22 protein-coding genes are annotated in these 26,555 nt (G+C 70.1%); 16 read left to right on the top strand and 6 right to left on the bottom strand.

What is annotated here, in order from left to right; all coding sequences use genetic code 11:
• A complete protein-coding gene (locus ACWEOW_RS07915; RefSeq protein WP_452268630.1) occupies positions 1-1,083 on the top strand; it encodes a WD40/YVTN/BNR-like repeat-containing protein in 1,083 nt (360 codons plus the stop codon).
• Between the two features lie 17 nt (positions 1,084-1,100).
• Positions 1,101-1,397, top strand: a complete 297-nt coding sequence (locus ACWEOW_RS07910; RefSeq protein ID WP_452268629.1) for a MoaD/ThiS family protein — start codon at positions 1,101-1,103, stop codon at positions 1,395-1,397.
• 185 nt (positions 1,398-1,582) lie between these two features.
• Here the strand turns inward: ACWEOW_RS07910 and ACWEOW_RS07905 are convergent, their stop codons facing one another.
• A complete protein-coding gene (locus ACWEOW_RS07905; protein ID WP_452268628.1) occupies positions 1,583-2,230 on the bottom strand; it encodes a TetR/AcrR family transcriptional regulator in 648 nt (215 codons plus the stop codon).
• Between the two features lie 94 nt (positions 2,231-2,324).
• Here ACWEOW_RS07905 and ACWEOW_RS07900 point away from each other — a divergent pair, with 94 nt between their 5' ends.
• The 4 genes from ACWEOW_RS07900 (at position 2,325) to ilvD (ending at position 7,386) form a co-directional block, all read left to right on the top strand.
• On the top strand, positions 2,325-2,948 hold the full coding sequence (locus ACWEOW_RS07900; protein ID WP_452268627.1) for a hypothetical protein: 624 nt from the start codon (positions 2,325-2,327) through the stop codon (positions 2,946-2,948).
• A complete protein-coding gene (locus ACWEOW_RS07895; protein ID WP_452268626.1) occupies positions 2,945-5,008 on the top strand; it encodes a YhgE/Pip family protein in 2,064 nt (687 codons plus the stop codon). Before ACWEOW_RS07900 ends, ACWEOW_RS07895 begins: the two co-directional genes overlap by 4 nt.
• A gap of 69 nt (positions 5,009-5,077) precedes the next feature.
• On the top strand, positions 5,078-5,602 hold the full coding sequence (locus ACWEOW_RS07890) for a SixA phosphatase family protein (RefSeq protein ID WP_452268625.1): 525 nt from the start codon (positions 5,078-5,080) through the stop codon (positions 5,600-5,602).
• An 83-nt stretch (positions 5,603-5,685) separates the two neighbouring features.
• Positions 5,686-7,386 carry a dihydroxy-acid dehydratase gene (gene ilvD, locus ACWEOW_RS07885; RefSeq protein WP_452268624.1) on the top strand — a complete coding sequence of 567 codons (1,701 nt, stop codon included), beginning with the start codon at positions 5,686-5,688 and terminating at the stop codon, positions 7,384-7,386.
• A gap of 159 nt (positions 7,387-7,545) precedes the next feature.
• On the opposite strand, the gene ACWEOW_RS07880 is transcribed toward ilvD, so the two are convergent.
• The 3 genes from ACWEOW_RS07880 to ACWEOW_RS07870 form a co-directional block, all read right to left on the bottom strand.
• Positions 7,546-7,980, bottom strand: coding sequence for an SRPBCC family protein (locus ACWEOW_RS07880; RefSeq protein WP_452268623.1), 435 nt, complete (start codon positions 7,978-7,980; stop codon positions 7,546-7,548).
• A gap of 82 nt (positions 7,981-8,062) precedes the next feature.
• Positions 8,063-9,031, bottom strand: a complete 969-nt coding sequence (locus tag ACWEOW_RS07875; RefSeq protein WP_452268622.1) for a GNAT family N-acetyltransferase — start codon at positions 9,029-9,031, stop codon at positions 8,063-8,065.
• The gene (locus tag ACWEOW_RS07870; RefSeq protein WP_452268621.1) at positions 9,028-9,702 is read right to left on the bottom strand and encodes a GNAT family N-acetyltransferase; all 675 of its coding nucleotides are present in this window, start codon (positions 9,700-9,702) and stop codon (positions 9,028-9,030) included. Before ACWEOW_RS07870 ends, ACWEOW_RS07875 begins: the two co-directional genes overlap by 4 nt.
• Before the next feature lie 341 nt (positions 9,703-10,043).
• On the opposite strand from ACWEOW_RS07870, the gene ACWEOW_RS07865 reads away from it, so the two are divergent.
• The 3 genes from ACWEOW_RS07865 (at position 10,044) to ilvC (ending at position 13,528) form a co-directional block, all read left to right on the top strand.
• Positions 10,044-11,849: an acetolactate synthase large subunit gene (locus ACWEOW_RS07865; protein ID WP_452268714.1), complete on the top strand. Its 1,806-nt coding sequence runs from the start codon at positions 10,044-10,046 to the stop codon at positions 11,847-11,849.
• Between the two features lies 1 nt (position 11,850).
• Entirely contained in the window at positions 11,851-12,363 is a 513-nt protein-coding gene (ilvN, locus tag ACWEOW_RS07860; protein WP_452268620.1) for an acetolactate synthase small subunit, read from the top strand.
• A gap of 136 nt (positions 12,364-12,499) precedes the next feature.
• Positions 12,500-13,528 (top strand): ketol-acid reductoisomerase, encoded by a 1,029-nt coding sequence (ilvC, locus tag ACWEOW_RS07855; protein ID WP_452268619.1) that lies wholly within the window; start codon positions 12,500-12,502, stop codon positions 13,526-13,528.
• A gap of 61 nt (positions 13,529-13,589) precedes the next feature.
• Here the strand turns inward: ilvC and ACWEOW_RS07850 are convergent, their stop codons facing one another.
• The gene (locus ACWEOW_RS07850; RefSeq protein WP_452268618.1) at positions 13,590-14,354 is read right to left on the bottom strand and encodes an SDR family oxidoreductase; all 765 of its coding nucleotides are present in this window, start codon (positions 14,352-14,354) and stop codon (positions 13,590-13,592) included.
• Positions 14,355-14,602: 248 nt separating this feature from the next.
• On the opposite strand from ACWEOW_RS07850, the gene serA reads away from it, so the two are divergent.
• Entirely contained in the window at positions 14,603-16,186 is a 1,584-nt protein-coding gene (gene serA, locus ACWEOW_RS07845) for a phosphoglycerate dehydrogenase (RefSeq protein ID WP_452268617.1), read from the top strand.
• Positions 16,187-16,298: 112 nt separating this feature from the next.
• Here the strand turns inward: serA and ACWEOW_RS07840 are convergent, their stop codons facing one another.
• On the bottom strand, positions 16,299-17,597 hold the full coding sequence (locus tag ACWEOW_RS07840) for an AI-2E family transporter (RefSeq protein ID WP_452268616.1): 1,299 nt from the start codon (positions 17,595-17,597) through the stop codon (positions 16,299-16,301).
• A 503-nt stretch (positions 17,598-18,100) separates the two neighbouring features.
• On the opposite strand from ACWEOW_RS07840, the gene ACWEOW_RS07835 reads away from it, so the two are divergent.
• From ACWEOW_RS07835 to ACWEOW_RS07810, 6 genes are all read left to right on the top strand, one after another.
• Complete coding sequence (locus ACWEOW_RS07835) at positions 18,101-19,165, top strand: 3-isopropylmalate dehydrogenase (RefSeq protein ID WP_452268615.1); 1,065 nt, start codon at positions 18,101-18,103, stop codon at positions 19,163-19,165.
• 217 nt (positions 19,166-19,382) lie between these two features.
• Positions 19,383-20,507 (top strand): branched-chain amino acid aminotransferase, encoded by a 1,125-nt coding sequence (locus ACWEOW_RS07830; protein ID WP_452268614.1) that lies wholly within the window; start codon positions 19,383-19,385, stop codon positions 20,505-20,507.
• Positions 20,508-20,527: 20 nt separating this feature from the next.
• On the top strand, positions 20,528-21,340 hold the full coding sequence (locus ACWEOW_RS07825) for an HAD family hydrolase (RefSeq protein WP_452268613.1): 813 nt from the start codon (positions 20,528-20,530) through the stop codon (positions 21,338-21,340).
• Between the two features lie 197 nt (positions 21,341-21,537).
• Positions 21,538-23,127: an amino acid permease gene (locus ACWEOW_RS07820; protein WP_452268612.1), complete on the top strand. Its 1,590-nt coding sequence runs from the start codon at positions 21,538-21,540 to the stop codon at positions 23,125-23,127.
• 7 nt (positions 23,128-23,134) lie between these two features.
• The gene (locus ACWEOW_RS07815; RefSeq protein ID WP_452268611.1) at positions 23,135-24,073 is read left to right on the top strand and encodes a phosphotransferase; all 939 of its coding nucleotides are present in this window, start codon (positions 23,135-23,137) and stop codon (positions 24,071-24,073) included.
• Positions 24,070-26,541, top strand: a complete 2,472-nt coding sequence (locus ACWEOW_RS07810) for a GcvT family protein (RefSeq protein WP_452268610.1) — start codon at positions 24,070-24,072, stop codon at positions 26,539-26,541. Before ACWEOW_RS07815 ends, ACWEOW_RS07810 begins: the two co-directional genes overlap by 4 nt.
• Positions 26,542-26,555 lie beyond the last annotated feature (14 nt).

The raw sequence follows: 26,555 nt of genomic DNA, 5'->3' as shown, positions 1-26,555 counted from the left end.
ATGACCGAGACCATCGTTGCCATTGGCACCCGCAAAGGGCTCTGGATCGCTCGCAGCAACGACCGGCAGGAGTGGTCCGTCGAGGGTCCGCACTTCCTCATGAGTGAGGTCGCGTCGGTCGCGATCGACACGCGGGAGGGTCGCACGACCATCCTCGCCGGCGTCAAGTCCTGGCACTGGGGCCCCACCGTCCAGGCGAGCACCGACGGCGGCCGCACGTGGACCGAGAGCGCCGAGCGCGCGGTCGCGTTCCCGTCCGACACCGACACCGCGCTCGAGCGCATCTGGCAGCTGACCCCCGACCCCAACGACTCCGATGTCGTCTGGGCGGGCGTCGAGCCGCACGCGCTGTTCAAGAGCACCGACCGCGGGGAGAAGTACGAGCTCGTCCGCGGGCTGTGGGACCACCCGCACCGGCCCACGTGGGAGCCCGGCTTCGGTGGGGGTGCGGTGCACACCATCGTGCCGGAGCCCGGCCACCCGGAAAACCTCCTCGTCGCGATGAGCGCGGGCGGGGTCTACCGGTCGGGCGACTCCGGGGCGACCTGGGAGCCCAGCAACCCCGGGATTCGTGCCGGGTTCAACCCCGAGAACGAGTACCCGGAGTACGGCCAGTGCGTGCACAAGGTCGCGCGCGGACAGGCCGACGGGGAGCTCTTCGCCCAGAACCACAACGGCGTCTACCGGTCGGCCGACAACGGCCGCAGCTGGCAGTCGATCGCCGACGGCCTGCCCACCGACTTCGGGTTCACGATCCTCGCCCATCCGCGCAGGCCGGGTGTCGTGTGGGTCGTGCCGGTTGCTGACTCCGGCGAGCGCATCCCGCCGGGTGCCCAGCTGCAGGTCCAGCGCTCGGACGACTCGGGTGCGACCTGGCACCAGCAGGACAAGGGCCTGCCGGACCACAGCTACACCTGCGTGCTGCGCGACGCCGCCGCACTCGACGACCACGACCCCGTCGGTGTCTACGTCGGCACCCGCAACGGCGACGTCTTCGCCTCGGCCAACGAGGGTGAGTCGTTCCAGCGGGTTGCCACTCAGCTGCCCGACGTCCTGGTGGTCCGCGCCGCCCAGATCGCCTGAGGCGCAAGGGGTTTCGTATGCCGTCCGCTCCCGTCCGGCTGATCCTGCCGGGAATGCTTCGCGACCTCGTGGGTGGCGTGGCCGAGATCGAGGTCGAGTCGCCGAGCGACGAGCAGACCGTCGCCCAGGTGCTCGACCGCGCTTTCTCCGAGCACCGGATCCTCGACGGGAAGGTCCGCGACGAGCGCGGCCAGATCCGGCGTCACGTGAAGATCTTCGTCAATGGCGAGGACGCGACACGCGGCGCCGGGGTCGCGACCCCGGTCCCCGCAGGCGCCCGGGTGCACATCATCAACGCCGTCTCCGGCGGCTGACCCCGCACCCAGGGCTCGGGGTGACGCCCCCGACCCGGTCGAGTGAGCGCCCCGTCCCACCCGACCCAGCCCGATGCCGGCCCCCACCCCAGTCGACTGAGCGGGTGGTCACTCCCGTCACAGCGCCCGGGGGCCGCGTGGGGCTGGTGTGACGGGCTGCTCACTCGACGAGAGGGCGCGCGGGCTCAGGGGTCGAGGCCGAGCAGGACCGGCAGGACGGTGCGTTCGAGCTCCCCCGCGGCGAGCGAGCGCGGCTCGATGAGCCGCGCCGTGATCGAGCCGTGCACGAGTGACATCGCCGCCCGCACGAAGATCTGGGTCGGCATCGGCAGGGTGATGCCCTGACGTGCGACCGCCTCGTCGACGACGGCGACGAGCTCGTCCCTGATGCGGCGCTGCTGGACGGCCCAGGACCGCCTGGCCGCGGCATCGCGGATGGCATGCAAGGTGAACTCCGTGGTGAGGACGAACCACTGCTCCCGGCTCTGGCTGTCACCGGAGATCGCCGCGAAGACGTCGCGCAGGACGTCCTGGGCGCTGGCGCTGTCACGACTGCTCGCCACGCGCACCCGTTCGACGAGCGCCTCGGACTGGCGGGTGGAGAGCTCGACGACGAGGTCGTCCTTCGACGAGAAGTTCGAGTAGAAGGCGCCGCGGGTGAAGCCTGCGCGGTCGCAGATGTCCTCGACGCTTGCGCCGTGGAAGCCACGCTCGGCGAACACCTCGCTCGCTGCGTCGAGCAGCCGCCCGCGAGTGGCGCGACGACGTGCCGTGATGCGTGTCGGCCGGGATGTGCGGGGGCCTGCGGATGTGGGAGGGGTCGGACGCGGCATACATCACACGATACAACCTCGAATTGAATACGACTATGTATTGGATGCATACTTGTATCGATGGCGGGAAGGGCCCGTCGACGAGGAGATTCAGGTGGACGCGCGAGAGGTCGTCGCACGTGAGGTGTCCGTTCGAGGGACACATGAGCCGTTCGTCCAGGGGGTCGACTTCGTCGCCCCAGGCGGCGAGGTGACGGTGGTCGCGGTCGACCCGGGTGCTGCCCAGGTCGCACTGGCCCTGGCCATCGGCGGCCGGGTAGATCTCATGACCGGGTCGCTCACGATCGGCGGGAGCGCCGAGCGGGCCGAGCTGCAGATGCGCACCCGGCTGGTTGACGTCCCAGATGTGACGGCCCCCGAGGACGCCCTCCCGCTCCGCGCCGTCATCGCCGAGGAGCTCGCGCTCGCGGAACGCCCGTCGTCGCGCCGGGACGTCAGCGAGTTCCTCGCCGACCGAGACCTGTCCGCCATGGCCGGCCGCCGGTGGGAGAGCCTGCCGCCCGGCCGGCGCACGCGGCTGTTGCTCGAGCTCGGCTCCTGGCACCCACGCGTCCGCGTCGTCGTGCTCGCCGGGCCCGACCGCCACGGCGGCGACCCGCACGAGTGGTTCGAGGCCGCCCGCGCCCTGACTGCCCGCGGCCTCACGGTCGTCGTTCTCTGCGCGCCGGCGACCGCCGCCACCCTCGCACCTCTGACCCTGACCGGAGCACTCGCATGAGCCCTGTCCGGCTCGCGATCGCCGAGCTGCGACGCCTGACGTCTTCGCGCCTCGCCCGGCTCGGGCTCATCGCGCTCGTGGTCATCCCGACGCTCTACGGCGGCCTCTACCTCTATGCCAACCACGACCCGTACGGCGCCCTCTCACAGGTCCCGGCGGCCGTGGTCAGCGACGACACCGGCGCCACCCTCGAGTCCGGGGGGCGGCTCGACGCTGGTGCGGGCGTGGCCGACCACCTCGTCGACTCCAAGACCTTCGACTGGCACAAGGTCTCGCGCGAGGAGGCCCTCGCCGGCGTGCACGACGGGCGCTACTCCTTCGCGGTGCTGCTCCCGGCGACGTTCTCGGCAGACCTGGCCGCGACGGGTGACCTCGAGCCACGCAAGGCGACTGTCGTGCTCGAGACCAACGACGCCAACAACTACATGACCTCGATCATGGGCAACACCGTGATCAAGGAGGTCCGTGCATCGGTCGCCTCGCAGGTGAGCCAGACCGCCGCCGATCGGATGCTCCTCGGGTTCAGCGACATCCACGACCAGCTGGGCAAGGCCGTCGACGGAGCGGAGCAGGTGCGGTCCGGGCTGGCCTCGGCGGATGCCGGCGCCGCCAAGGCGTCCTCCGGCGCGCACCAGCTCGCTGCAGGGCTGCAGGACCTGGCGGCCGGTGCCACGCAGCTGCACTCCAGCATCGCCCAGGCTTCCGTCGGCGCCGGCCGCCTCCACGACGGAGCGACGACGCTCGCGACCGGCCTCGCGACGCTCGACTCGCGCACCGCCGGCCTGCCTGCGCAGACGCGAGAGCTCGCCGACGGGGCGTCCCAGGTCGCCGCGGGAAACGCGAAGATCGCCGGCATCGGGCGCACGGTCGCGACGGCGTCCACGACCCTTCGCACCGACCTGGCGGGTCAGCGCAGCGCACTCGTCGAGGAGCTCCGTACCGCCGGCCTGACCGAGGATCAGATCGCTCGCGTCGAGGCACGGCTCGACCGTCTCGACGCTGCGGTCACGCAGGCCGACGGGACGATCCAGCAGGCGTCGTCCGACCTCGACCGCCTCGCGGGTGGCGCGGCACAGGTCGCCGCCGGTTCGCGGGCCCTCGCCGACGCGACGCCGGCGCTGACGAGCGGCATCCACCAGGCAGCGACCGGTGCCCGTTCACTGCGCGACGGGGCCGGCACGCTCGACGTCGGGCTCGGGCGGCTCGCCGCCGGGTCCGCCGATCTGCAGACCGGCGCCACTCGGGCCGCGGCTGCCGGCGACTCCCTCGCCGACGGGGTCGCCCAGCTCGAGGCGGGCATCGACAAGCTCGCCGACGGAGCCTCGAAGCTGCACTCGGAGCTTGCCAGGGGGCGCGACTCGGTGCCCAACCCGACGGACGCCCAGCGCAAGGCCGTCGCCGCGACCGTCGGCGACCCTGTCTCGGTGTCGTCCGACAGCATGGCGGCCGCCGGGACCTACGGAGCCGGGCTCGCGCCACTCTTCCTCAGCCTGGCCCTGTGGATCGGCGCCTACACGCTGTTCCTGCTCGTCCGCCCGTTCTCCACGCGAGCCCTGGCCACCAGCCAACGCTCCCTGCGGACCGCCCTCGGCGGCTGGCTCGCGCCGCTGGCCGTCGGGCTCGTCCAGACCCTCGCCCTCTACGCGGTCGTATCCATGGGCCTCGACATCCGGGTCGCGCAACCCGTGCTCGCCGTGCTCTTCCTCGGCTTCGTGTCGCTCACGTTCGTGGCCATCCTGCACGCGCTCGCGGCCCGGCTCGGCGCGGTGGGCAAGTTCCTGGGCCTCGTCTTCATGGTCGTGCAACTGGTCAGCGCTGGCGGCACGTTCCCGTGGCAGACGCTGCCTGCGCCCCTGCAGGCCATCCACCACGTCGTGCCCATGACCTACGCGATCGACGGCCTGCGCCGGCTGATGTACGGCGCCGACCTCACGCCGGTGCTGGGCGACCTTGGGGTGCTCACGGCATTCCTCGTCGGTGCGCTCGCGGTCTCGACCGTGGCGGCGCGCCGGGCCCGCGTGTGGACCCCCGCGCGGATCAAGCCCGAGCTGAGCCTGTGATCGCGCGGCCCCGCTGAGCCTCGGCGTCGGGCTGACAAAGGCCGCGGGTCGGGAGCATGCTCTCTTGGTATGAGCAGCGCAGCGAGAGAGAAGACCCTCATCCTCATGCGTCACGCCAAGGCGGAGGAAGGCCTGGGCATGCCCGACCATGACCGCGAGCTCGCGAGCCGCGGCCGGCGCGATGCGAAGGCTGCGGGAGCCTGGCTCCGCGAGCAGGGGCTCGTGCCTGACCTGGTCATCTGCTCCACGTCCAAACGCACTCGCCAGACCTGGGACGAGGCCTGCCACGGAGGTGCCCAGACGGAGTTCGTCGAGTACCGCAAGAGCGTGTACCTCGGCGGCTCGGAGCAGACGCTCGAGACGCTCCGCGAGGATGCGGGGGACATGGCGACCGTGCTCGTCGTCGGCCACAACCCGACCATGGCGCACCTGACGACCATGCTCACCGACGGCGAGGGCTCCCGAGAGGCACACGACGCGCTCGGCCGAGGCTTCGTCACGAGTGGCCTCGCGATCCTCAGCTACCCCGGCGACTGGGCCGACATCGATATCGGCACATGCGCGCTCCAGCGCTTCCACGTCAGCCGCGGCTGACGTGGAAGCGGCACCGAATCCGGTGGAAAGCCAAGCCATGAGATGCGGTGTCCACGGAGCGGACACGGTCCTATGCTGCACCCATGACGCAGACGCCTGACATCAAGCCCCGCAGCCGTGACGTCACCGACGGTCTCGAGAAGACCGCCGCGCGGGGGATGCTCCGGGCCGTAGGCCTCGGCGACGACGACTTCGCCAAACCGCAGATCGGCGTCGCGAGCTCGTGGAACGAGATCACGCCGTGCAACCTGTCGCTCGACCGCCTCGCCAAGGCGGTGAAGGAGGGCGTGCACGCCGGCGGCGGCTATCCGCTCGAGTTCGGCACCATCTCGGTGTCCGACGGCATCTCCATGGGACACGAGGGGATGCACTTCTCGCTCGTGTCGCGCGAGATCATCGCCGACTCGGTCGAGACCGTGATGAACGCCGAGCGCCTTGACGGCTCAGTGCTGCTCGCGGGCTGCGACAAGTCGCTGCCGGGCATGCTCATGGCCGCGGCGCGGCTCAACCTCGCCTCGGTCTTCCTGTATGCCGGCACCATCCTTCCCGGGGTCGCCAAGCTCTCCGACGGCACCGAGAAGGAGGTCACCATCATCGACGCCTTCGAGGCGGTCGGTGCGTGCAACGCCGGGCTCATGTCGCGCGAGGACGTCGACGCGATCGAGCGCGCGATCTGCCCGGGCGAGGGGGCCTGCGGCGGCTTCTACACCGCGAACACGATGGCGGCCGTGGCCGAGGCGATCGGCATGTCGATCCCCGGGTCGGCTGCTCCGCCGGCGACCGACCGGCGCCGCGACATGTACGCCCGCAAGTCCGGTGAGGCCGTGGTCGAGCTGCTGCGCAAGGGAATTCGCGCACGCGACGTCATGACCAAGGCTGCGTTCGAGAACGCCATCGCGGTCGTCATGGCGTTCGGTGGGTCGACCAACGCCGTGCTGCACCTGCTCGCGATCGCGCACGAGGCCGAGGTCGACCTGACCATCGAGGACTTCCGCAGGATCGGTGCGAAGGTCCCGCACCTGGCTGACGTCAAGCCGTTCGGCTCGTTCGTCATGAAGGACATCGACCACATCGGCGGCATCCCCGTCGTCATGAAGACCCTGCTCGAGGCCGGGCTGCTCGACGGCGACGTCATGACAGTCACCGGCAAGACCATGGCCGAGAACCTCGACGAGATCAAGCCCCCTCACATCGACGGTCGCGTCATCCGGCAGATGTCTGCCCCGATCCACAAGACCGGCGGCCTGACGATCCTCACCGGATCGCTCGCGCCCGAGGGTGCCGTGGTCAAGTCCGCCGGCTTCGACGAGTCGGTCTTCGAGGGAACCGCGCGCGTCTTCGACGGCGAGCGCGCCGCGATGGATGCCGTCGAGGCGGGCCGGCTCGCCAAGAACGACGTCGTGGTCATCCGGTACGAGGGGCCGAAGGGAGGCCCGGGCATGCGCGAGATGCTCGCGGTCACCGGGGCCATCAAGGGAGCGGGGCTCGGCAAGGACGTCCTGCTGCTCACCGACGGCCGGTTCTCCGGCGGCACCACCGGCCTGTGCGTCGGACACGTCGCACCCGAGGCGGTCGACGACGGACCGATCGCGTTCGTCCACGACGGCGACCGGATCCGGCTCGATGTCGCCAACGGCACGCTCGACCTGCTCGTCGGCGAGGACGAGCTGGCGCGCCGCCGCGCGGAGGGCGTCACTCACCCTGCGCCGAAGTACACCCGCGGCGTGCTCGCGAAGTACCGCAAGCTCGTCGGCAGCGCGAGCCGTGGCGCCGTCTGCGGCTGACTCCCATGCCGCCGCGGCCCTCCATTTGGGGGCCGTGGCGCCCAAGTGCGGTGTTTTCGGCGGGGTGCGCCACGATTTGGGGGCCGCGGCGCCCAGGTGCGGCGTTTTCGGTGCGGTGCGCCACGATTTGGGGGCCGCGGCGCCTCGCTGGCGGCGCTTTCAGGCGTGGTCGACGTCCGGCGCCTCGGCCCGCGCCTTGAGCCCGCCGGCCTCCATCGCGAGGTAGCGCGCCGTCAGGCCACGGTAGAACCGGCCCATGACCGACCCGAGCCAGCCGTCCATGCTCACCGACAGGAACGCCCGGCTGCGCTCCACCGAGATCTCCTCGACCCGGTGGCGCGCCGTCGTGCGCGCGCCGGGCCCCTCGGAGACCCAGACGAACTCGCGACCATCGTCCAGCTCGGTGACCGTCCAGACCACGGTCGGGATCCTCGGCTGGGAGATCCTCGCCCGGGCCCCGAGCCGGAGGGGACCGTCGAGCATGGTGACGTCGGTGACCGACGCGGTCCACTCCTTCCAGCGCTCGGGGTCGCTGACGACGGCCCAGACGCGGTCCGCCGGAGCGTTGATCTCCACCGTGATGCTCTGCTCCATCGCCCCATGGTCCCCCAGACGAGCGTCAGACGGAGCCTGCGCCGTCACGTCGGGGTCACCGGTGTCACCGGTGTCACAGGTGTCACGCTGGTGTCACAGAGGTCACGTCGGTTGCCCAGTGGCGCCACACCGATGTGACCTGCATGCCGACCTTCTCGTAGAGGCCGAGCGCGCCGGTGCGCGAGTCCGTCGACAGCTCGGACCGTTCGCCTCCGTGGGCGCGGCCGGTCTCGAAGGCGTCGACGAGCAGGGCACGCGCGAGCCCGCGGTTGCGCTGGTCCCGGCGGACGGCGAGCTTGTCGACGTAGGCGCAGCCGTTGGACACGATGACGAACGCCATCCCGACGACCTCGCCGGCCGGGTCGACCACGAGCCGAAGCTGCCAGGGCTCGAAGCCGGGGCGGTTGACGACGTTCGCCGACCACTCCTCGAAGGACGCCCGCTCCCGCTCCGACCACTCGAGGAAGGCGTCCTCGTTGACGGTCCAGGCAGCGCGGTAGTCGTCGTCCCCGGAAGGCTCGCGGACGGCATACCCCTGCGGGATGGGCTGCGGCTCGATCGCCTGGCCGGCCGGCAGCTCGAGGACCCACGACGTCCAGAGCGTGCGGTAGCCCAGGCCGGAGAAGAGCCGCTCCCCGGCGGAGTCGCCGGGCACGGGCTGCCCGACGAGCGTGCCGCCGTCGCGGGCTGAGACCGCCTGGGTCCAGCGTGCGAGCGCCGTGCCGAGGCCGCGGCCGCGGTATGCCGGGTCGACCGCTGCGTCGGCCCACCGCCCCTTGTAGACCTCGGCGTAGGCGACCAGCCGGTCGCCGTCGTGCACCGACACCGTCTGGGAGGCGAGGTCGAAGGCCGGTCGCTGCCAGTCGCCGACGATGTCGGCCTCCTCGATGAGCATCTCCCCGACGTCGTGCAGCTCGCACGCGGCCATGAGGGCCGTCACCGCGGCGGCGTCGTCGCGCTCGAGCGGGCGCGTCGTCAGGGCCGCTCCCGCGGTGGGCGGCAGCCCGAACGGCACCGGAGCAGGTGCGGTGGTCGTGTCGTCGATGGTCATGTGTTCCTCCCCTTGTCGTGGATGTCGAGGCCGATCGAGCGGCGGAAGGCCGCCACACCCTCGACGACGAGCTCGTGGCCCCCGCGGACCAGGTCCTGCGGCCGCAGCACGAGCCTGTGGTTGAACGCCAGCTCACCGCCACGTCGCTTCAGCCGGATGGTGCCGTCGTGCCGGTACCCGACCTTGCGGCTCACGGCGAGGGATGCCGGGTTGTCGGCGAACGCGCCGGAGGTGACCTCCTCGGCGTCGAGGTGGTCGAAGGCGAAGGCGCAGATCGCCTGGCGCATCATCGTCCCGATCCCCTTGCCCTGGTGGGCGATCCCCAGCCAGGAACCGGTCTCGCCGGTGCGGGTCACGAGGTAGTGGCGCGCCGAGAGGCCCTGGGTGCCGACCAGGACGCCGTCGTGCCAGACGCCGAGGTTGAGGTCCCAGGAGTCGGGGGAGAACTCGGCCCGGCAGCGCCAGTGGTACTGCGCCAGGTTGCGAGGCAGGTCCTCGGCGGGTGCCTCGGTCCAGGGCACGTAGAACGGCATCCGGCCCGGCTCGTGCACACCCTGCACGGCCAGGTCGGCCAGGGTCGCGAGGTCACCGTCGCCGAGGCCGCGCAGCTCGACGGGCCCCGCGGTGATGCGCAGGCCGAGGGCGGGCAGCAGGTCGGCGGTCGTGGTCACGGCGCACAGTGTCCCGGGGTGGAAGGTGGCGGACAACCGACTTTTGGCGCCATGACGGTGGGTGAGATCACGAGGTCACATGGTGAGACGGGTCTGGGGGTCGATTGACAGTCGTTGGGCAGCGTAGGACGGTTGTCACGTGGCTCGACTCCTCGTACTTCCATAGCGCGCCGACCAGCACGAACGGTCAGCGCGCTCCCTTCCGTCCCGCAAGAGGACTGAAGGGTTTTTTTGTGGGTGGAGTCGGCCGGACCACGGCAGGACAATGAAGTGCTCGAGACAAGGAAGAGATCGTGAGCGACACGACGAAGCAGGCGCCCTCGCCCGCCGACGTGGCCTCCATGGCCCGTCCCAGACCGACGTCGGAGGCCAAGCCGGCCGTCAAGCCGACCCTCGAGGTCACCGGGGCGCAGGCGCTCGTACTCTCGCTCGAGGCCGTCGGTGCCGACACGGTCTTCGGCATCCCCGGTGGGGCGATCCTGCCGGCATACGACCCGATGCTCGACTCCGACAAGGTGCGGCACATCCTCGTGCGCCACGAGCAGGGCGCGGGCCACGCGGCCGAGGGCTACGCCTCGGCGACCGGCAAGGTCGGGGTCTGCATGGCCACGTCGGGCCCCGGCGCCACCAACCTCGTCACCCCGATCGCCGACGCGCACATGGACTCGGTGCCGATCGTCGCGATCACCGGCCAGGTGGCGAGCAGCTCGATCGGCACCGACGCGTTCCAGGAGGCCGACATCCGCGGCATCACGATGCCGATCACCAAGCACAACTACCTCGTCACCGAGGCGTCGAAGATCCCGCAGGCCATCGCCGAGGCGTTCCACGTCGCCAGCACCGGCCGGCCCGGGCCCGTCCTCGTGGACATCAGCAAGGACGCCCTCCAGGCGAAGACCACGTTCGTCTGGCCGCCGCCGATCGAGCTGCCCGGCTACCGCCCCGTGCTGCGGCCCCACGGCAAGCAGATCCGGGAGGCGTCGCGGCTCATCGCCGCCGCCAAGCGCCCGATCTTCTACGTCGGAGGCGGGGTCGTGCGAGCTCACGCCAGCGAGAAGCTGCGCCGCCTCGTCGAGCTCACACAGATCCCCGTCGTGACGACCCTCATGGCCCGGGGCACGGTGCCGGACAGCAACCCGCTCAACCTCGGGATGCCCGGCATGCACGGCACGGTCGCTGCCGTCACCGGCCTGCAGAAAGCGGACCTCATCGTCGCGCTGGGTGCCCGGTTCGACGACCGCGTCACGGGCCAGCTCGCCTCGTTCGCCCCCGGGGCAAAGGTCGTCCATGCGGACATCGACCCCGCCGAGATCTCCAAGAACCGCATCGCCGACGTGCCGATCGTCGGCGACGTGGGCGAGGTCATCGGCGACCTCATCGAGCAGATCACCCTCGACCGCGCCGCGGCCGACGACGCAGCGGGCGCCTGGGACTACGCCGCCTGGCGCGACCGGGTCGCGGACTGGAAGGCCACCTTCCCGCTCGGCTGGACCGAGAGCGAGGACGGCACGCTCTCCCCGCAGTACGTCATCAAGCGGATCGGCGAGCTCACCGGCCCGGAAGGGACATACGTCGCCGGCGTGGGCCAGCACCAGATGTGGGCTGCCCAGTTCGTGCAGTACGAACGCCCGAACGCCTGGCTCAACTCCGGTGGCCTCGGGACGATGGGGTATGCCGTCCCGGCCGCCATGGGCGCCAAGGTGGCCGAGCCCGGTCGCACCGTCTGGGCGATCGACGGCGACGGCTGCTTCCAGATGACCAACCAGGAGCTCGCGACCTGCGTCATCAACAACATCCCGATCAAGGTCGCCATCATCAACAACAGCTCGCTCGGGATGGTGCGCCAGTGGCAGACGCTGTTCTACAACGAGCGGTACTCCAACACCGACCTGCAGCCGGGGACGCAGCGGGTGCCGGACTTCGTCAAGCTCGCCGACGCCTACGGGTGTCTCGGCCTGCGGGCCGAGACACCTGAAGAGGTCGATGCGGTGATCAGGCAGGCGCTCGAGACCAACGACCGTCCCGTCGTCATCGACTTCATCGTCCACCGGGACGCGATGGTCTGGCCGATGGTCCCGGCGGGAGTCAGCAACGACATGATCCAGGCCGCGCGGCACGAGGCGCCGGTGTGGGAGCGGGAGGACTGAGATGAGCAAGCACACCCTGTCCGTCCTGGTCGAGAACAAGCCCGGCGTGCTCACGCGCGTCGCCGCCCTCTTCTCCCGGCGCGGCTTCAACATCGACTCGCTCGCCGTCGGTCCGACCGAGATCCCCGAGATCTCACGGATGACCGTCGTCGTCGAGGTCGAGGGGTCGGCCCTCGAGCAGGTCACCAAACAGCTGAACAAGCTCATCGAGGTGCTCAAGGTCGTCGAGCTCGACCCGGGCGCGTCGGTGCAGCGCGAGATCGTCCTCGTCAAGGTTCGGGCCGACGCGGCGACGCGGAGCCAGATCATCGACACGATCACCCTGTTCAAGGCCAAGGTCGTCGACGTGACCACCGACGCCGTCGTGATCGAGGCCACCGGCAACTCCGACAAGCTCCGAGCCCTCCTCGACGTCCTCGAGCCGTTCGGCATCAAGGAGCTCGTCCAGTCGGGGATGGTCGCCGTCGGACGTGGCGGCCGCTCGATCACGGACCGTTCGCTCCGCAGCGCCTGACCGTCTGCCGGCAACGGCCGGCAGCAGCCGGCAGCGACCCGGCAGCGAGCCGAAGTGGACCCGGCAGCGACCCGGCAGCGACCACGAAAACGAACCAGCACGACACCGCAATCCCAACGAGAAGGAGAAGGCCAGAATGGCCGAGATGTTCTACGACGACGACGCCGACCTGTCGATCATCCAGGGCAAGAAGGTCGCCGTCATCGGCTACGGCAGCCAGGGCCACGCCCATGCGCTCAACCTGCGCGACTCGGGGGTCGACGTCCGCGTCGGGCTCGCTGAGGGCAGCAAGAGCACGGCGAAGGCCGAGGCCGAGGGGCTTGCGGTCGCATCGGTCGCCGACGCCGTGAAGGAGGCCGACCTCGTCGTCATCCTCACGCCGGACCAGGTGCAGCGCACCGTCTACGCCAACGACATCCAGCCCAACCTCAAGGACGGCGCGGCACTGCTGTTCGGGCACGGCTTCAACATCCGGTTCGGCTACATCAAGCCCGAGACCGACGCCGACGTCCTCATGGTCGCGCCCAAGGGGCCCGGCCACATCGTGCGCCGTGAGTTCGCCGACGGCCGTGGGGTGCCCGTGCTGCTTGCCGTCGAGCAGGACGCGTCGGGCACGGCCTGGGACCTGGCAAAGTCCTACGGCAAGGCGATCGGTGGCCTGCGGGCCGGCGGCATCAAGACGACGTTCACCGAGGAGACCGAGACCGACCTCTTCGGCGAGCAGGCCGTCCTATGCGGCGGCGCGAGCCAGCTCGTCATGTACGGCTTCGAGACGCTCGTCGAGGCCGGCTACCAGCCCGAGGTCGCCTACTTCGAGTGCCTCCACGAGCTCAAGCTCATCGTCGACCTCATGATCGAGGGCGGCATCGCCAAGCAGCGCTGGTCGGTCTCCGACACCGCCGAGTACGGCGACTACGTCTCCGGCCCGCGGGTCATCGACCCGCACGTCAAGGAGAACATGAAGGCGGTCCTCGCCGACATCCAGAACGGCACGTTCGCCAAGCGGTTCATCGACGACCAGGACGCCGGTGCCCCGGAGTTCAAGGCGCTGCGCGAGAAGGGCGCCCAGCACCCCATCGAGGCCACCGGCCGCGAGCTGCGCAAGCTCATGGCCTGGGTCAAGCAGACCGACGCGGACTACGTCGAGGGCAGCGCGGCCCGCTGAGCCAGCCGAAGAGACCGTCGACGGCCGGCCACCCGTTCGTGGGGTGGCCGGCCGTCGCTCGTCAGCGCCCGGTGAGGACGCGCGGCTGGTGGTCCAGCCAGTCGCCGAAGGTCGGTCCGCCCGTCTCCGCGGTGCCCAGGACGGGCACGTTGCGTCGCTCGCTGAGAGCACGTGTGGTGTTGTTGAAGGGCGGCAGCCGGACCACGCGCGGCGGCCGTGCGCCCCGGTGCGCTCGAACCAGCGTGGCGATCTCGCCGAGGTCGAGCACGTCGGGCCCGGCCAGGTCGGTCGCACGGGTGTATGCCGTCGGGCGGGCTCCCAGCGCGAGGTCGGCGAGGCGGGCCGCCACGTGGTCCGTGTCGACCGGCTGGAAGGCCATGTCGCCGATCGAGAAGGTGAACGGGCCCTTGGTGAGCGAGCGGCCGAAGAACGCTGCGAGCGAGTGGAACTGGGTCGCGCGCAGCACCGTCGCAGGCCCGCCCGCCCCGGCGATGCCCTGCTCGGCACGAAGCTTGCGGCGGTAGTAGGCAACGGGGAAGCGGTCGATGCCGACGATGGAGATGTGCACGAGATGGATGCCGCGCGCGGCCGCGGCATCGGCGACCCGGCGAGTGCCGTACACCGTCACGGTGTCGCCCTGGGCCGGGTCGTCGGCGCAGTGCACCACGGCGTCAGCCCCGTCCAGCACCGCGTCGAGTCCTGCCCCGTTGGTCAGGTCGACCCCGGTCCGACGGCTGGCAGCGACCGCCTCGTGACCGCGCCCGGCCAGCTCCCGCACGACCCGCGAGCCGAGGTCGCCCGCCCCTCCTGTGACGACGATCCGCATGGCACCACCGTAGCCGTCGGCGCCTACCTCCGTCCCGGCATACGGGATCGGCCGTCCATACGCTGGGACTGGCATGCTCCGGAGTGGCGCTGTTCACATGTTGGTTACAACTCGTGATCTTCGCCGTGCTAAGGCCTAGACTCGCCCCGGCACAACGCGGTGCCGTCGGTGGCCCGCGTCCGCCTGGACAGGGCCCCCTGCCTCATCTGAGCGCACCCGCACGCACCCCGTTCCGGAAGGGAATCCCTGTGAGCAAGCCCGTTGTCCTCATCGCCGAAGAACTCTCACCAGCCACGATCGAGGCGCTGGGACCCGACTTCGAGGTCCGTTCGGCCGATGGAGCCAACCGCGACGAGCTGCTCCCGGCGCTCGCCGACGTCGACGCCGTCCTCATCCGCTCGGCGACCAAGATGGATGCCGAGGCGATCTCCGCCGGCAAGCAGCTGAAGGTCATCGCCCGCGCCGGCGTCGGTCTCGACAACGTGGACGTCCAGGCGGCCACCCAGGCGGGCGTCATGGTCGTCAACGCGCCGACCTCCAACATCACCTCCGCCGCCGAGCTCGCGGTCGGGCTGCTGCTCGCGACGGCCCGCAACATCGCCCCGGCCAACGAGGCCCTCAAGGGCGGGCAGTGGAAGCGGAGCAAGTACTCCGGCGTGGAGCTGCTCGACAAGACCGTCGGCGTCGTCGGCCTCGGCCGGATCGGCGCCCTCGTGGCCGAGCGGCTCAAGGGCTTCGGCATGAAGATCGTCGCGTACGACCCCTACGCGTCGCCGGCCAAGGCGGGCCAGCTCGGCGCGCAGCTGGTGGGCCTCGACGAGCTGCTGGCCCAGTCCGACTTCATCACGATCCACCTGCCGAAGACGCCCGAGACGCTCGGGCTCATCGGTGAGGAGGCGCTGTCGAAGGTCAAGCCGACCGTGCGCATCGTCAACGCGGCCCGCGGCGGCATCGTCGACGAGGCCGCGCTCGCCCGCGCGATCGACGAGGGTCGGGTGGCCGGTGCCGGCATCGACGTCTTCGCCTCTGAGCCGACGACCGAGTCCCCGCTCTTCGCCCACGAGTCCGTCGTCGTCACGCCCCACCTCGGCGCGTCGACGGAGGAGGCCCAGGAGAAGGCCGGCATCGCGGTCGCCAAGTCGGTGCGCCTGGCACTCGGCGGCGAGCTCGTGCCGGACGCCGTCAACGTGAGCAGCGGCTTCATCGCCGAAGAGGTGCGCCCCGGCATCCCCCTCGTCGAGAAGCTCGGGCGGATCTTCACCGCCGTCGCCGGCACCGTGCCCGCCCAGCTCGACGTCGACGTGCGCGGCGAGATCATCGAGCACGACGTCAGCGTGTGGAAGCTCGTCGCGCTCAAGGGGCTGTTCACCGACGTCGTCGAGGACGCCGTCACCTACGTGAACGCGCCGGTCCTCGCCGAGCAGCGCGGCTGCGTCGTGCGCCTGGTCACCGACACCGACTCGGGCGACTTCCGCAACGTGACGACGCTGCGGGGCACGCTCGCCGACGGCACTGTCGTGTCGGTGTCGGGCACGCTCACCGGCCCGAAGATGGTCGAGAAGCTCGTCGGCGTCAACGGCTACGACCTCGAGGTGCCGCTCTCGGACCACATGCTCGTCTTCGAGTACTCCGACCGTCCGGGCGTCATCGGCTCGGTCGGCAAGATCCTCGGCGACGCCGACATCAACATCGGCGGCATGCAGGTGTCGCGCCAGCAGGACCGCGCCATCGGCGTGCTGAACATCGACGGCGCCGTGCCCGCACACCTGGCGGCCGCGCTGAGCGAGGCCGTCGAGGCCAAGACCTTCACGGCCATCGACCTGCAGGACTGACTGCGGCTCAACCCGTGTGACGCGTGAGACCGAGCGCCCACTCGACGGAGGGATCCACCCCCGTCGAGTGGGCGCTTCGTCACATATGCCCCGCCGTGTGCCGCCGTGGACGCTAGTCCTCGGGGGACTCGGATGTGCCTGCTTCGAGCTCGGCCAGCTCAGGGAGCAGCTCGTGGCGCTTGCTGAAGGTGTCGAGGATCGCCAGGGCCACGGCGGCGATCGGGATGCCGATGAGGGCGCCGATCGGGCCGAACAGGGCAGCGCCCGCGATGACCGACCCGAGCGCGATGGCGGGGTGCACGTCCATGGTGCGGCGGCTGATCCTCGGGGTGAAGACGTAGTTCTCGACCTGCTGGTAGATCGTGGCGAAGATGACGATCCAGAGCGCGTTGATCGGCTTGTCGATGAGGGCGAAGAGCGCCGGCAGGATGACTCCGATGTACGTGCCGATCGTCGGGATGAACTGGCCGACGATGCCGGCGAACACGCCGAGGGGGAGCCAGAACGGGACGTCGATGATCCAGAAGAACGTGGAGTGGAAGAACGCCGAGATGGTTGCGAGCACGACCTTCGAGACGACGTAGCCGCCGGTCTTCTCGACCGAGATCGTCCAGACGGTGACGAAGACCCGTTGGTAGCGCTGGGGGAGCCAGGACCCGATTGACTGGCGCAGCCGCGGGCTGTCTGCCGAGAAGTAGTAGGCGAAGACGAGGATCGTCAGGAGGTCGAAGATGAACGCGAAGACCGAGCCGAACACGCCGATGATCCCGCCGCCGTACTTGCCCGCGAGCTCGCCGAGCTTGTCGGGGGTCAGGGACAGCGCCTGCTTGATCTGCTCGAGGTCGAAGCGGGTGTTGAAGGTCGAGTTGACCCAGTTGATCGCGTTGGTGATCGCATTGGGGAACTGCGTGCTCAGCTGAGACAGCTGCGCGGCGAACACCGCTCCGAAGAGCTCGATCAGTCCGCCGACGACGAGCAGCATCCCGAGCATCGTCAGGCCGGTGGCCATGCCGCGGCGCATCCCGCGCTCCGACATCCAGAGGACGACCGGCTCCATCGCGATCGACAACAGCCAGGCGAGCAGCAGCAGGAACAGGAACGACCCCATCGCCTGGAACGCCCACGTGGCGATCCACAGCAGCACCACCGAGAAGAGCACGATCGCCACGATCCGGCGGGCGTTGCTCGGGGAGATCGCGATCCACTGGATGCGATGGTCGCGGTGCTCACGGTGAGCCGGCTGTGGGTGGTCGGCGTGCTGGTTGGGGTGCTCGTTGGCACGGTGGTCGGCGTGCTGGGTCGGGTGCTCGTTGGCACGCTGGTCGGGAGGCTGTTCGGGATGTCTTCCGGTGTGGTGCGCCGAGGCGTGCTGGACGGCCTGGTCAGCCTGGTCAGCCTGTTCCGCGCTCACGTGGCGAGCCTACGGCGAACCCCCGTGGTGGGGTGGGATGACGTCCCGTGTGATCTGCGCCATCGGCCGAAGGATCTTCTGCACATATGCCGGACGCGGCGTCTCATTTTCTGGAAACCCCCTTTACCGCTGGGTAGCCGGGCGTACCGTCTTATGCATGACGCGGCAGCTCGTACTCCTTATTGCCAGCCGCGGCGAGTTTCAGTAGTCAGCTACCTCGCCGCGGAGATCCCGCGTTCTGCGACAGCTGACGGCTCGCCCACCCGGGCTCGAGCACTGAAACCACTCAACACTGGCAACAAAGGATGTGATCCCCATGAGCGAAGATGCCATGGCCGCCCGTCAGGCGCTGCAGGAGTCGATGGACCTGCGCGACCAGGGCCACACGCAGGACTGACCGTCCCGCTGACCGAGGCCCCCGCCCGCTGGGTGGGGGCCTTCGTCGTCTGTTCACGTGCTGAGACGAGCGTTCCACATCACAAGACGGGAAATAGGCTGAGAACATGGCACAGACGCAGGTCAAGGACGCCTACTCGATCGCTGTCATCGGCGGTGACGGCATCGGCCCGGAGGTCGTCGGTGAGGGGCTGAGGGTCCTCGAGGCGGTGTCCGGGGCCGGCGGTCCGAAGTTCGCGACGACCGAGTACGACCTGGGTGCCCGGCGCTGGCACGCGACGGGCGAGACGCTGCCCGAGTCGGTCCTCGAGGAGCTCCGCGGCCACGACGCCATCCTGCTCGGCGCCATCGGCGACCCGAGCGTGCCCAGTGGTGTCCTCGAGCGTGGCGTACTGCTGCCGCTGCGGTTCGCCCTCGACCACTACGTGAACCTCCGTCCGGCGCGGTTGTACCCGGGCGTCGAGAGCCCTCTCGATGTCGCGCGAGTCGCACCCGACGGCATCGACTTCGTCGTCGTGCGGGAGGGCACCGAGGGCCCTTACGTCGGCAACGGTGGTGCCCTGCGGGTCGGCACGCCCGCGGAGATCGCGACCGAGGTCAGCGTCAACACGCGCTTCGGCGTCGAACGGGTCGTCCGCGACGCGTTCGCCCGTGCCCAGGCTCGTCCGCGCAAGCACCTGACCCTGGTCCACAAGCACAACGTGCTGACCCATGCCGGGCACCTGTGGCGGCGCACCGTCGAGGAGGTCGGTGCGGAGTTCCCCGAGGTCCGGACCGCGTACCAGCACGTCGACGCCGCGACGATCTTCATGGCCACCGACCCCGGCCGCTTCGACGTCATCGTCACCGACAACCTCTTCGGCGACATCCTCACCGACATCGCCGCGGCCATCGCCGGGGGCATCGGACTGGCGGCATCGGGCAACATCAACCCGGCCCGCACGACGCCGAGCATGTTCGAGCCCGTGCACGGCTCGGCGCCCGACATCGCCGGGCAGTCCAAGGCCGACCCGACCGCGGCCATCCTCTCGGTCGGCATGCTCCTTGCCCACCTGGGCCTCGACGCCGAGGCCGCACGGGTCGAGGCGGCGGTGGCCGCCGACCTCGTCGAGCGCGGAGCCGCACCGCGGTCGACCACCGCGGTCGGAAACGCCGTGCTCGCCCGGATCTGACGGCTCTGGCCGCACCGACGGCTCTGGCCGCACCGACGGCTCTGGCCGCACCGACGGTTCTGGCCGCACCGACGGTTCTGGCCGCACCGACGGCTCCGAGTCTCCGGCAGCTCTGACACTCGCCCGCCGGGTGGGCCGCTCCACTCCGTTTCGCCGTCTCACGATGTGGGAGATAGCCTGACGTCGGATCACCGCTGACCGCTTTTGGAGGTATGTCATGTCCACGGACGCCGCCCAGGCCCACTCGCCCCAGCTGGCCTTCGAGGTCACGCGACGCGAGGACGTCACGCCGCCTGAGCGCATCGCGCAGGTCCTCGAGAACCCTGGGTTCGGCAAGGTCTTCACCGACCACATGGTCGTGGCCACCTGGTCCGCCGACGGGGGCTGGGGCGAGGCGCAGGTGCGTCCGTACGGTCCCTTCCAGATCGACCCGGCCGCCGCGGTCCTGCACTACGCGCAGGAGATCTTCGAGGGGATGAAGGCCTACCGCCACGCGGACGGCTCGATCTGGACCTTCCGCCCCGAGGCCAACGCCGCCCGGTTCGCTCGCAGCGCCCGGCGCCTGGCTCTTCCGGTGCTTCCCGAGGCCGACTTCATCGAGTCGCTGCGGCAGCTCGTGACCGTCGACCAGGCCTGGGTCCCGGCGGGCGACGCGGGGGAGAAGAGCCTCTACCTGCGGCCGTTCATGTTCGCCTCGGAGGCGTTCCTCGGGGTGCGCCCGGCGCAGCGGGTCACCTACTCGGTGATCGCCTCGCCCGCGGGCGCGTACTTCCCCAGCGGCCTCAAGCCGGTCACGCTGTGGATCTCCACCGACTACGCCCGCGCGGGCGAGGGGGGCACCGGAGCGGCCAAGTGTGGCGGCAACTACGCGTCGTCGCTCGCCGGACAGCTCGAGGGGATCGAGCACGGGTGTGACCAGGCGGTCTTCCTCGACTCCTCGACACACACGTACATCGAGGAGCTCGGTGGGATGAACCTGTTCATCGTCACCAAGGACGGCAAGATCGTCACGCCCGAGCTGACCGGCACTATCCTCGAGGGAGTGACGCGCCGGTCGATCCTCGAGCTCGCCAAGGAGCTCGACCTCGAACCGGAGGAGCGCCGGATCCCGATCGAGGAGTGGAAGGACGGAGCCGCGAGCGGCGACATCCTCGAGGTCTTCGCCTGCGGCACGGCGGCCGTCATCACCCCGGTGGGCGAGCTGCGCTGGGAGGGCGGGTCCGTCGACCACCGCCGCGACGGACACGTGGACCGCTACGCGGAGGCGATCCGCAACACGCTGCTCGACATCCAGTACGGGCGCGCCGAGGACGCCCACGGCTGGCTGACCCGCCTGGTCTGACGGCAGGCTTGGCAGGCTCAGTGCCAGGTCCCACGCGCCCGCGCCTCGTCGCGACCGACCTCGACGGCACACTGCTGCGCTCGGACGGCACGATCTCGGAACGAACCACCCAAGCGCTTCGGCGCGCCGAGGCTGCGGGGGCAGCCGTCGTGTTCGTCACGGCCCGGCCGCCGCGGTGGCTCGACCCCTTGGCCGACGCAGTCGGCGGCGACGGCACGGTCATCAGCGCCAACGGCGCGTTCGACTACGACGTGCGCACCCGACGGGTCACGGCGGCATACCCCTTGGATCGCGCGCTCCTTCGCGAGCTCGTCGCCGACCTGCGCGCCAACGTGCCCGGGATCGGCTTCAGCGCCGAGCTGACCGACGGGGTGCACACCGAGCCTGACTACCCCGAGCTGCATCCCGGGTGGGTGCCGGCCGGCCTCATTCCGGCACCCATCGAGGAGCTGCCCGGCGACGCGGTCGTCGGCAAGCTGCTCGCCCGGACGCTCTCGCTCCCGAAGGACGAGATCATCCCGCGCGTGGCCGAGGTGGTCGGCGACCGGGCACTGGTCCAGCACTCCGGCACCGGCGGGCTCGCGGAGATATCTGCGCCCGGTGTGACCAAGGCGTCGGGTCTCGTGCGCTGGTGCGAGCGGGTCGGCGTGCGGGCAGAGCAGGTCTGGGCGTTCGGCGACATGCCGAACGACGTGCCGATGCTGCGGTGGGCCGGCATCGGGTGGGCGGTGGCCAACGCCCACCCGGACGTGCTCGCGGTGGCCGACCGGCGGTGCGCGGCCAACGATGACGACGGTGTGGCCCGCGTGCTCGAGGCGGCCTTCAGCGACTGACGCCGGGCACGGCCTCTACGCGGCCAGACCCACGTGTCCGAATGGTCTGCCTTGGTGCCATTATCGTCGGCACGCCTTCGGAATGCGCCGCTTCAGGGCCGCATTTGCGCGGAATCAGGGGTGCTTCGAGGTCTGTTCGACTCCGATGTTCGTCAGTAGCATCGGCTCAACTTCATACCGAAGCAAGGAGTGCACGCATGTCCGAAGTGACCGAACTCTCCGACGACGAACGCCGCCTGGCGGAACTCGGCTACAAACAGGAGCTCCACCGCTCATGGTCGGGCTTCTCGAACTTCGCCATCTCGTTCTCGATCATCTCGATCCTCGCCGGATGCTTCACGAACTTCGGGGCCGGCTGGAACAACGGCGGCCCGATCTCGATCTCGTGGACGTGGCCGATCCTGTCCGTCTTCATCCTCATCATCGGCTTCACGATGTCGGAGCTGGTCTCGGCCTTCCCGACCTCGGGCGGCATCTACTGGTGGGCCTCCAAGCTCGGCGGGCCCCGCGCCGGGTTCTTCACCGGCTGGCTCAACCTCATCGGCCTCATCGCCGTCACGGCCGGTGTCGCCTACGGCTGCGCGACGTTCATCGACCTGACCATCTCGACCTGGTCGGAGAGCTACCTCGCGAGCTACTCGCTGACGAGGGTGTTCATCACCTTCCTCGTCGTTCTCGCCGTCGTGGCGGGGCTCAACATCTTCAGCGGCCACCTCATGGCCATCCTCAACAACGTCTCGGTGTGGTGGCACGTCATCGGCGCGGCCGCGATCATCCTCATCCTCATCGTCATCCCGGACCAGCACCAGTCGTTCAGCTACGTCTTCACCCATCGGTTCAACAACTCCGGCTTCTTCGACGGGGAGACCAGCGGGCTGGGCTACTGGTTCGTGATCATCCCGTTCGGGTTCCTGCTCACGCAGTACACGATCACCGGCTTCGACGCCTCCGCGCACCTCTCGGAGGAGACCCAGTCGGCGTCCAAGGCCGCGGCCAAGGGCATGTGGCGCTCGATCGCGTACTCCGCTCTGGGCGGATACCTGCTGCTCCTCTGCGTGGTCTTCGCCGTGCCGAACAAGGAAGGCGCGCCGGACGACGCCGGCGTCGGCGCGGGTGGTGTCGCGTACATCTTCAACACGGCGCTCGGCACCAGCTGGGGTGGTCTCGTGCTGTTCATCTCGGCTTCCGCCCAGGTGTTCTGTGCCACGTCGTGCATGACGTCGGCGTCGCGGATGCTCTTCGCGTTCAGCCGTGACGGAGCCGTGCCGTTCTCGTCGCGCTGGTCGCACCTGTCGTCGAAGCGGGTGCCCGCGAACGCGGTGCTCATCGTCGCCCTCGTCAGTGCCATCGTGACCCTCCCGGCCCTCATCAAGGTGAACCTCGGCACCGACCAGTCACCGCTCATCGTGCCGGTGGCGTTCTACGCCGTGACCTCGATCGCCGTCATCGGGCTCTACCTGTCGTTCGCGATCCCGATCTGGCTGCGCTGGCGCAAGGGCGCGGACTTCGTGACCGGCAGCTGGAACAACGGCGCGAAGTACCGGTGGATGAACCCGATCGCGGTCGCCGAGATCGTCATCGTCTCGATCTACCTCATGCTGCCGTTCGTGCCCGGGGCCGTCCCGGGCAGCGACACCTTCGAGTGGAAGTACGTCAACTACGCCCCCATCGTCACGCTCGGAGCCCTGCTCGTACTGACGATCTGGTGGCGCGTGTCGGCACGGCACTGGTTCAAGGGGCCGAAGGTCAACATCGACCCCGAGGTCGCGGCGCTGTACGCGGAGTGACACGCGCGTGACACCCGTCCCGGACGCGGACGAGCAGCTCGCAGACGCGCTCGCGCGGCTGCCCCACCTGGGGCAGCCGCGCGAGGTCACCGAGCTGCCGGGAGGACTGACCAACCACAACTACCGCGTCCGCACACCGACGCACGACGTCGTCGTGCGGGTCTCGTCGCCGAGCAGTGAGCTCCTCGCGGTCGACCGCGAGCACGAGTGGCTGAACTCGCGCGCCGCGGCCGAAGCCGGCGTGGGTGCCCCGGTCGTCGACTTCCTCCCCGGCCGGGGCATCCTCGTCGTCGAGTTCCTCCCCGGACGCACGTATGCCGCGGGCGACGTCGCCGCGAACCTGCCGCGCATCGCGCGAGCGCTCCGTCGGCTGCACGCCGGGCCTGAGTTCGCCTCTCGCTTCGACATGTTCGACATCCAGAGGGGGTATGCCGCGATCGTCCGAGAGCGTGGCCTGCAAGTCCCGAGCGGGTACGACGCGCTCGCCGAGCCGGCGGCTCGGGTCGAGGCCGCTCTGCGCCTGCACCCCGACCCGCTGGTGCCCTGCCACAACGACCTGCTCGCGGCGAACTTTCTCGACGACGGCGGGGAGGTGCGCATCATCGACTACGAGTACTCCGGCACCAACGAGGCGTCATTCGAGCTGGGCAACCTCGTCAACGAGTCGCAGCTCGACCACGAGCACCTCACCGAGCTGGTCGAGGCCTACTACGGCCGGGTCAGCGAGCGGCTCCTTGCCCGGGCCGAGCTCTGGGGCCTCGCGGGCCGCTACGCCTGGACCCTCTGGGGCGCGATCCAGCACGGCGTCTCGGATGTCGATGCGGACTTCTGGGCCTTCGCGACCGAGCGCTTCGAGCCGGCCGCCGAGCTCCTGACGAGTGGTCGTCTGGCGGGCCTCATCGAGTCGGCCAGCGCCGTCGACGCCGACGAGAAGGAGGTCGTGTGAGCGGGCTGCCCACGCGTGCCGAGATCGTCGTCATCGGCGGTGGCGTCATCGGAGCCAGCGTCGCCTACCACCTGGCCCACCTCGGGCGCACCGACGTGCTGGTCATCGAGCAGGGGTCGCTGTCGTGTGGAACCACCTGGCACGCAGCGGGACTCGTCGGTCAGCTTCGAGCGACCGAAGCCGGCACCCGGCTGGTGCAGTACTCGACCGATCTGTACTCCCAGCTCGAGGCCGAGACCGGTCTCGGCACCGGTTACCGGGTCTGCGGCGGCCTCACCGTCGCCCGGACCGAGGAGCGCATGGTCCAGCTGCGGCGCACAGCAGCCAGCGCTGCGGCATACGACCTCGAGTGCGAGCTGCTCACCGCCGAGCAGGCTGCCGAGCGCTACCCGCTCATCCGCGCGGACGACGTCGTCGGCGCGATCTGGCTGCCCGGTGACGGCAAGGCCAACCCGACGGACCTCACCCAGGCGCTCGCCAAAGGGGCACGTCAGCGCGGGGTGACGATCGCCGAGCACGTCCGTGTGACAGGCGTCATCACGCGTGACGGCCGTGCCGCGGGCGTCACGACGGACCGCGGCGACGTCGAGGCGGAAGTGGTGGTCAACTGCGCGGGGCAGTGGGCCCGGGCCGTGGGGGCGATGGCCGGCGTCAACGTCCCGCTGCACTCGGCTGAGCACTTCTACGTCGTGACCGAGCCGATCGACGGCGTGCACCGCGACCTTCCGGTGCTACGTGACCCGGACGGCTTCATCTACGTCAAGGAGGAGGTCGGCGGTCTGCTCGTCGGAGGGTTCGAGCCGAAGGCGAAGCCGTGGGTGGCGCCGGACCGCATCCCGTACCCGTTCGAGTTCGCCCTGCTCGACGAGGACTGGGACCAGTTCGAGGTCCTGATGGACAGCGCGGTGCACCGCCTGCCCGTGCTGGCCGATACCGGGATCCGCAAGTTCTACAACGGTCCTGAGAGCTTCACGCCGGACAACCAGTTCGTGGTGGGTGAGGCGCCGGAGCTGCCGGGCTTCTTCGTGGCGGCAGGCTTCAACTCGGTCGGCATCGCGACCGCCGGCGGCGCCGGGCGGGCGCTGGCCGAGTGGGTCGTCGAGGGCCGCCCGACGATCGACCTCATCAGTGCTGACATCCGACGCTTCTCTCCGCTCGCCGACAACAACGCGTGGCTGCGCGACCGCGTGGTCGAGGTGCTCGGCCTGCACTATGCCGTGCCGTGGCCCAACCGCGAGCTCGAGACCGGTCGTCCGCAGCGGCTGTCGCCGGTGCACGACCGGGTCCTGGCACAGGGCGCCGTGCTCGGCAGTCGCAACCACTGGGAGCGGCCCAATGTCTTTGCACCACAGGGAGATCCGCCGGTGCTGGACTACTCCTGGGAGCGGCCGCGCTGGGTGGACTGGTGTGTTGCCGAGCAGGTGGCGACCCGCGAAGGGGTCGCGGTCTTCGACCAGACGTCGTTCTCGAAGTATCTGGTCGTCGGTCGGGAGGCCGAGCGCGCGCTGCAGTGGGTCTGCACCGCGGATGTCGCTGTCCCGGTGGGCCGCACGGTCTACACGGGCATCCTCAACGAGGGCGGCACGTACGAGTCCGATGTCACGGTCACACGCACGGGCGAGCGCGAGTACCTCGTGGTGAGCAGCGCCGCGACGACCGTCCGGGACGTCGACTGGATCGCGCGGCATGTGCCCGTCGGGCTCGACGCGAGCGTCGTCGACGTGACCAGTGCGTATGCCGTCCTGGGAGTCATGGGACCGCGGTCGCGGGACCTGCTCCAGGCCCTGTCGCCCGACCAGTTCGACAACGACGCCTTTCCGTTCGGCACGAGTCGCGAGGTCCGGCTCGGCCCGGCCACGATCCGCGCCACTCGCATCACCTACGTCGGGGAGCTCGGCTGGGAGCTCTATGTGCCTACTGACCTCGCGGCCGGGGTCTACGACGCGCTCTTCCGTACGGGAGCCTCGCTGGGCGTGCGTCCGGCCGGCTACTACGCCATCGAGGCGATGCGGCTCGAGAAGGGCTATCGGGCCTTCGGGCGCGAGCTGACCACCGAGACCGGACCGGTCTCCGCGGGGCTCACGTTCGCCTGCAAGCTGGCCGGTGACGTGGACTTCCTGGGGCGCGCGGCGGTGGAGCAGGCCAGGGCTATGACGCCCGCCCGCCGGGTCGTGTCGTTCGTCGTCGAGGACCCTGCGGCATACCCCTGGGGTGGCGAGCTCGTCCTGCGTGACGGCGTCCCCGCGGGACACGTGACGAGTGCGGCGTGGGGCGCCACCCTCGGGGCCGGCGTGGGCCTCGCGCTCGTGGGGGACCGAGCCGAGCGCGAGGCTCCGGCGGGTTGGGTGCGCTCGGGCGACTGGGAGGTCGACGTCGGCGGCGTGCGGTACCCCGTCAAGGTGGGCCTGCGGCCGCCGCTCGACCCGGAGGGAGTGCGCCTGGGGAGGTTGGACCCCGGCGCGCCATAATGGTACTTTCTCAG

The organism is Monashia sp. NPDC004114 (assembly GCF_053603855.1).
This window is presented reverse-complemented; position numbering and strand designations above follow the sequence as displayed.

Bases quoted from the DNA above. Each gene is read 5' to 3' on its own strand.
- ACWEOW_RS07830 (WP_452268614.1), top strand. From the start codon at position 19,383: ATGTCCACGGACGCCGCCCAGGCCCACTCGCCCCAGCTGGCCTTCGAG.
- ACWEOW_RS07895 (WP_452268626.1), top strand. From the start codon at position 2,945: ATGAGCCCTGTCCGGCTCGCGATCGCCGAGCTGCGACGCCTGACGTCT.
- ACWEOW_RS07890 (WP_452268625.1), top strand. From the start codon at position 5,078: ATGAGCAGCGCAGCGAGAGAGAAGACCCTCATCCTCATGCGTCACGCC.
- ilvD (WP_452268624.1), top strand. From the start codon at position 5,686: ATGACGCAGACGCCTGACATCAAGCCCCGCAGCCGTGACGTCACCGAC.
- ACWEOW_RS07905 (WP_452268628.1), bottom strand. From the start codon at position 2,230: ATGCCGCGTCCGACCCCTCCCACATCCGCAGGCCCCCGCACATCCCGG.
- ACWEOW_RS07850 (WP_452268618.1), bottom strand. From the start codon at position 14,354: ATGCGGATCGTCGTCACAGGAGGGGCGGGCGACCTCGGCTCGCGGGTC.
- ilvC (WP_452268619.1), top strand. From the start codon at position 12,500: ATGGCCGAGATGTTCTACGACGACGACGCCGACCTGTCGATCATCCAG.
- ACWEOW_RS07820 (WP_452268612.1), top strand. From the start codon at position 21,538: ATGTCCGAAGTGACCGAACTCTCCGACGACGAACGCCGCCTGGCGGAA.
- ACWEOW_RS07910 (WP_452268629.1), top strand. From the start codon at position 1,101: ATGCCGTCCGCTCCCGTCCGGCTGATCCTGCCGGGAATGCTTCGCGAC.
- ACWEOW_RS07880 (WP_452268623.1), bottom strand. From the start codon at position 7,980: ATGGAGCAGAGCATCACGGTGGAGATCAACGCTCCGGCGGACCGCGTC.
- ACWEOW_RS07875 (WP_452268622.1), bottom strand. From the start codon at position 9,031: ATGACCATCGACGACACGACCACCGCACCTGCTCCGGTGCCGTTCGGG.
- ACWEOW_RS07835 (WP_452268615.1), top strand. From the start codon at position 18,101: ATGGCACAGACGCAGGTCAAGGACGCCTACTCGATCGCTGTCATCGGC.
- ACWEOW_RS07915 (WP_452268630.1), top strand. From the start codon at position 1: ATGACCGAGACCATCGTTGCCATTGGCACCCGCAAAGGGCTCTGGATC.
- ilvN (WP_452268620.1), top strand. From the start codon at position 11,851: ATGAGCAAGCACACCCTGTCCGTCCTGGTCGAGAACAAGCCCGGCGTG.
- ACWEOW_RS07865 (WP_452268714.1), top strand. From the start codon at position 10,044: ATGGCCCGTCCCAGACCGACGTCGGAGGCCAAGCCGGCCGTCAAGCCG.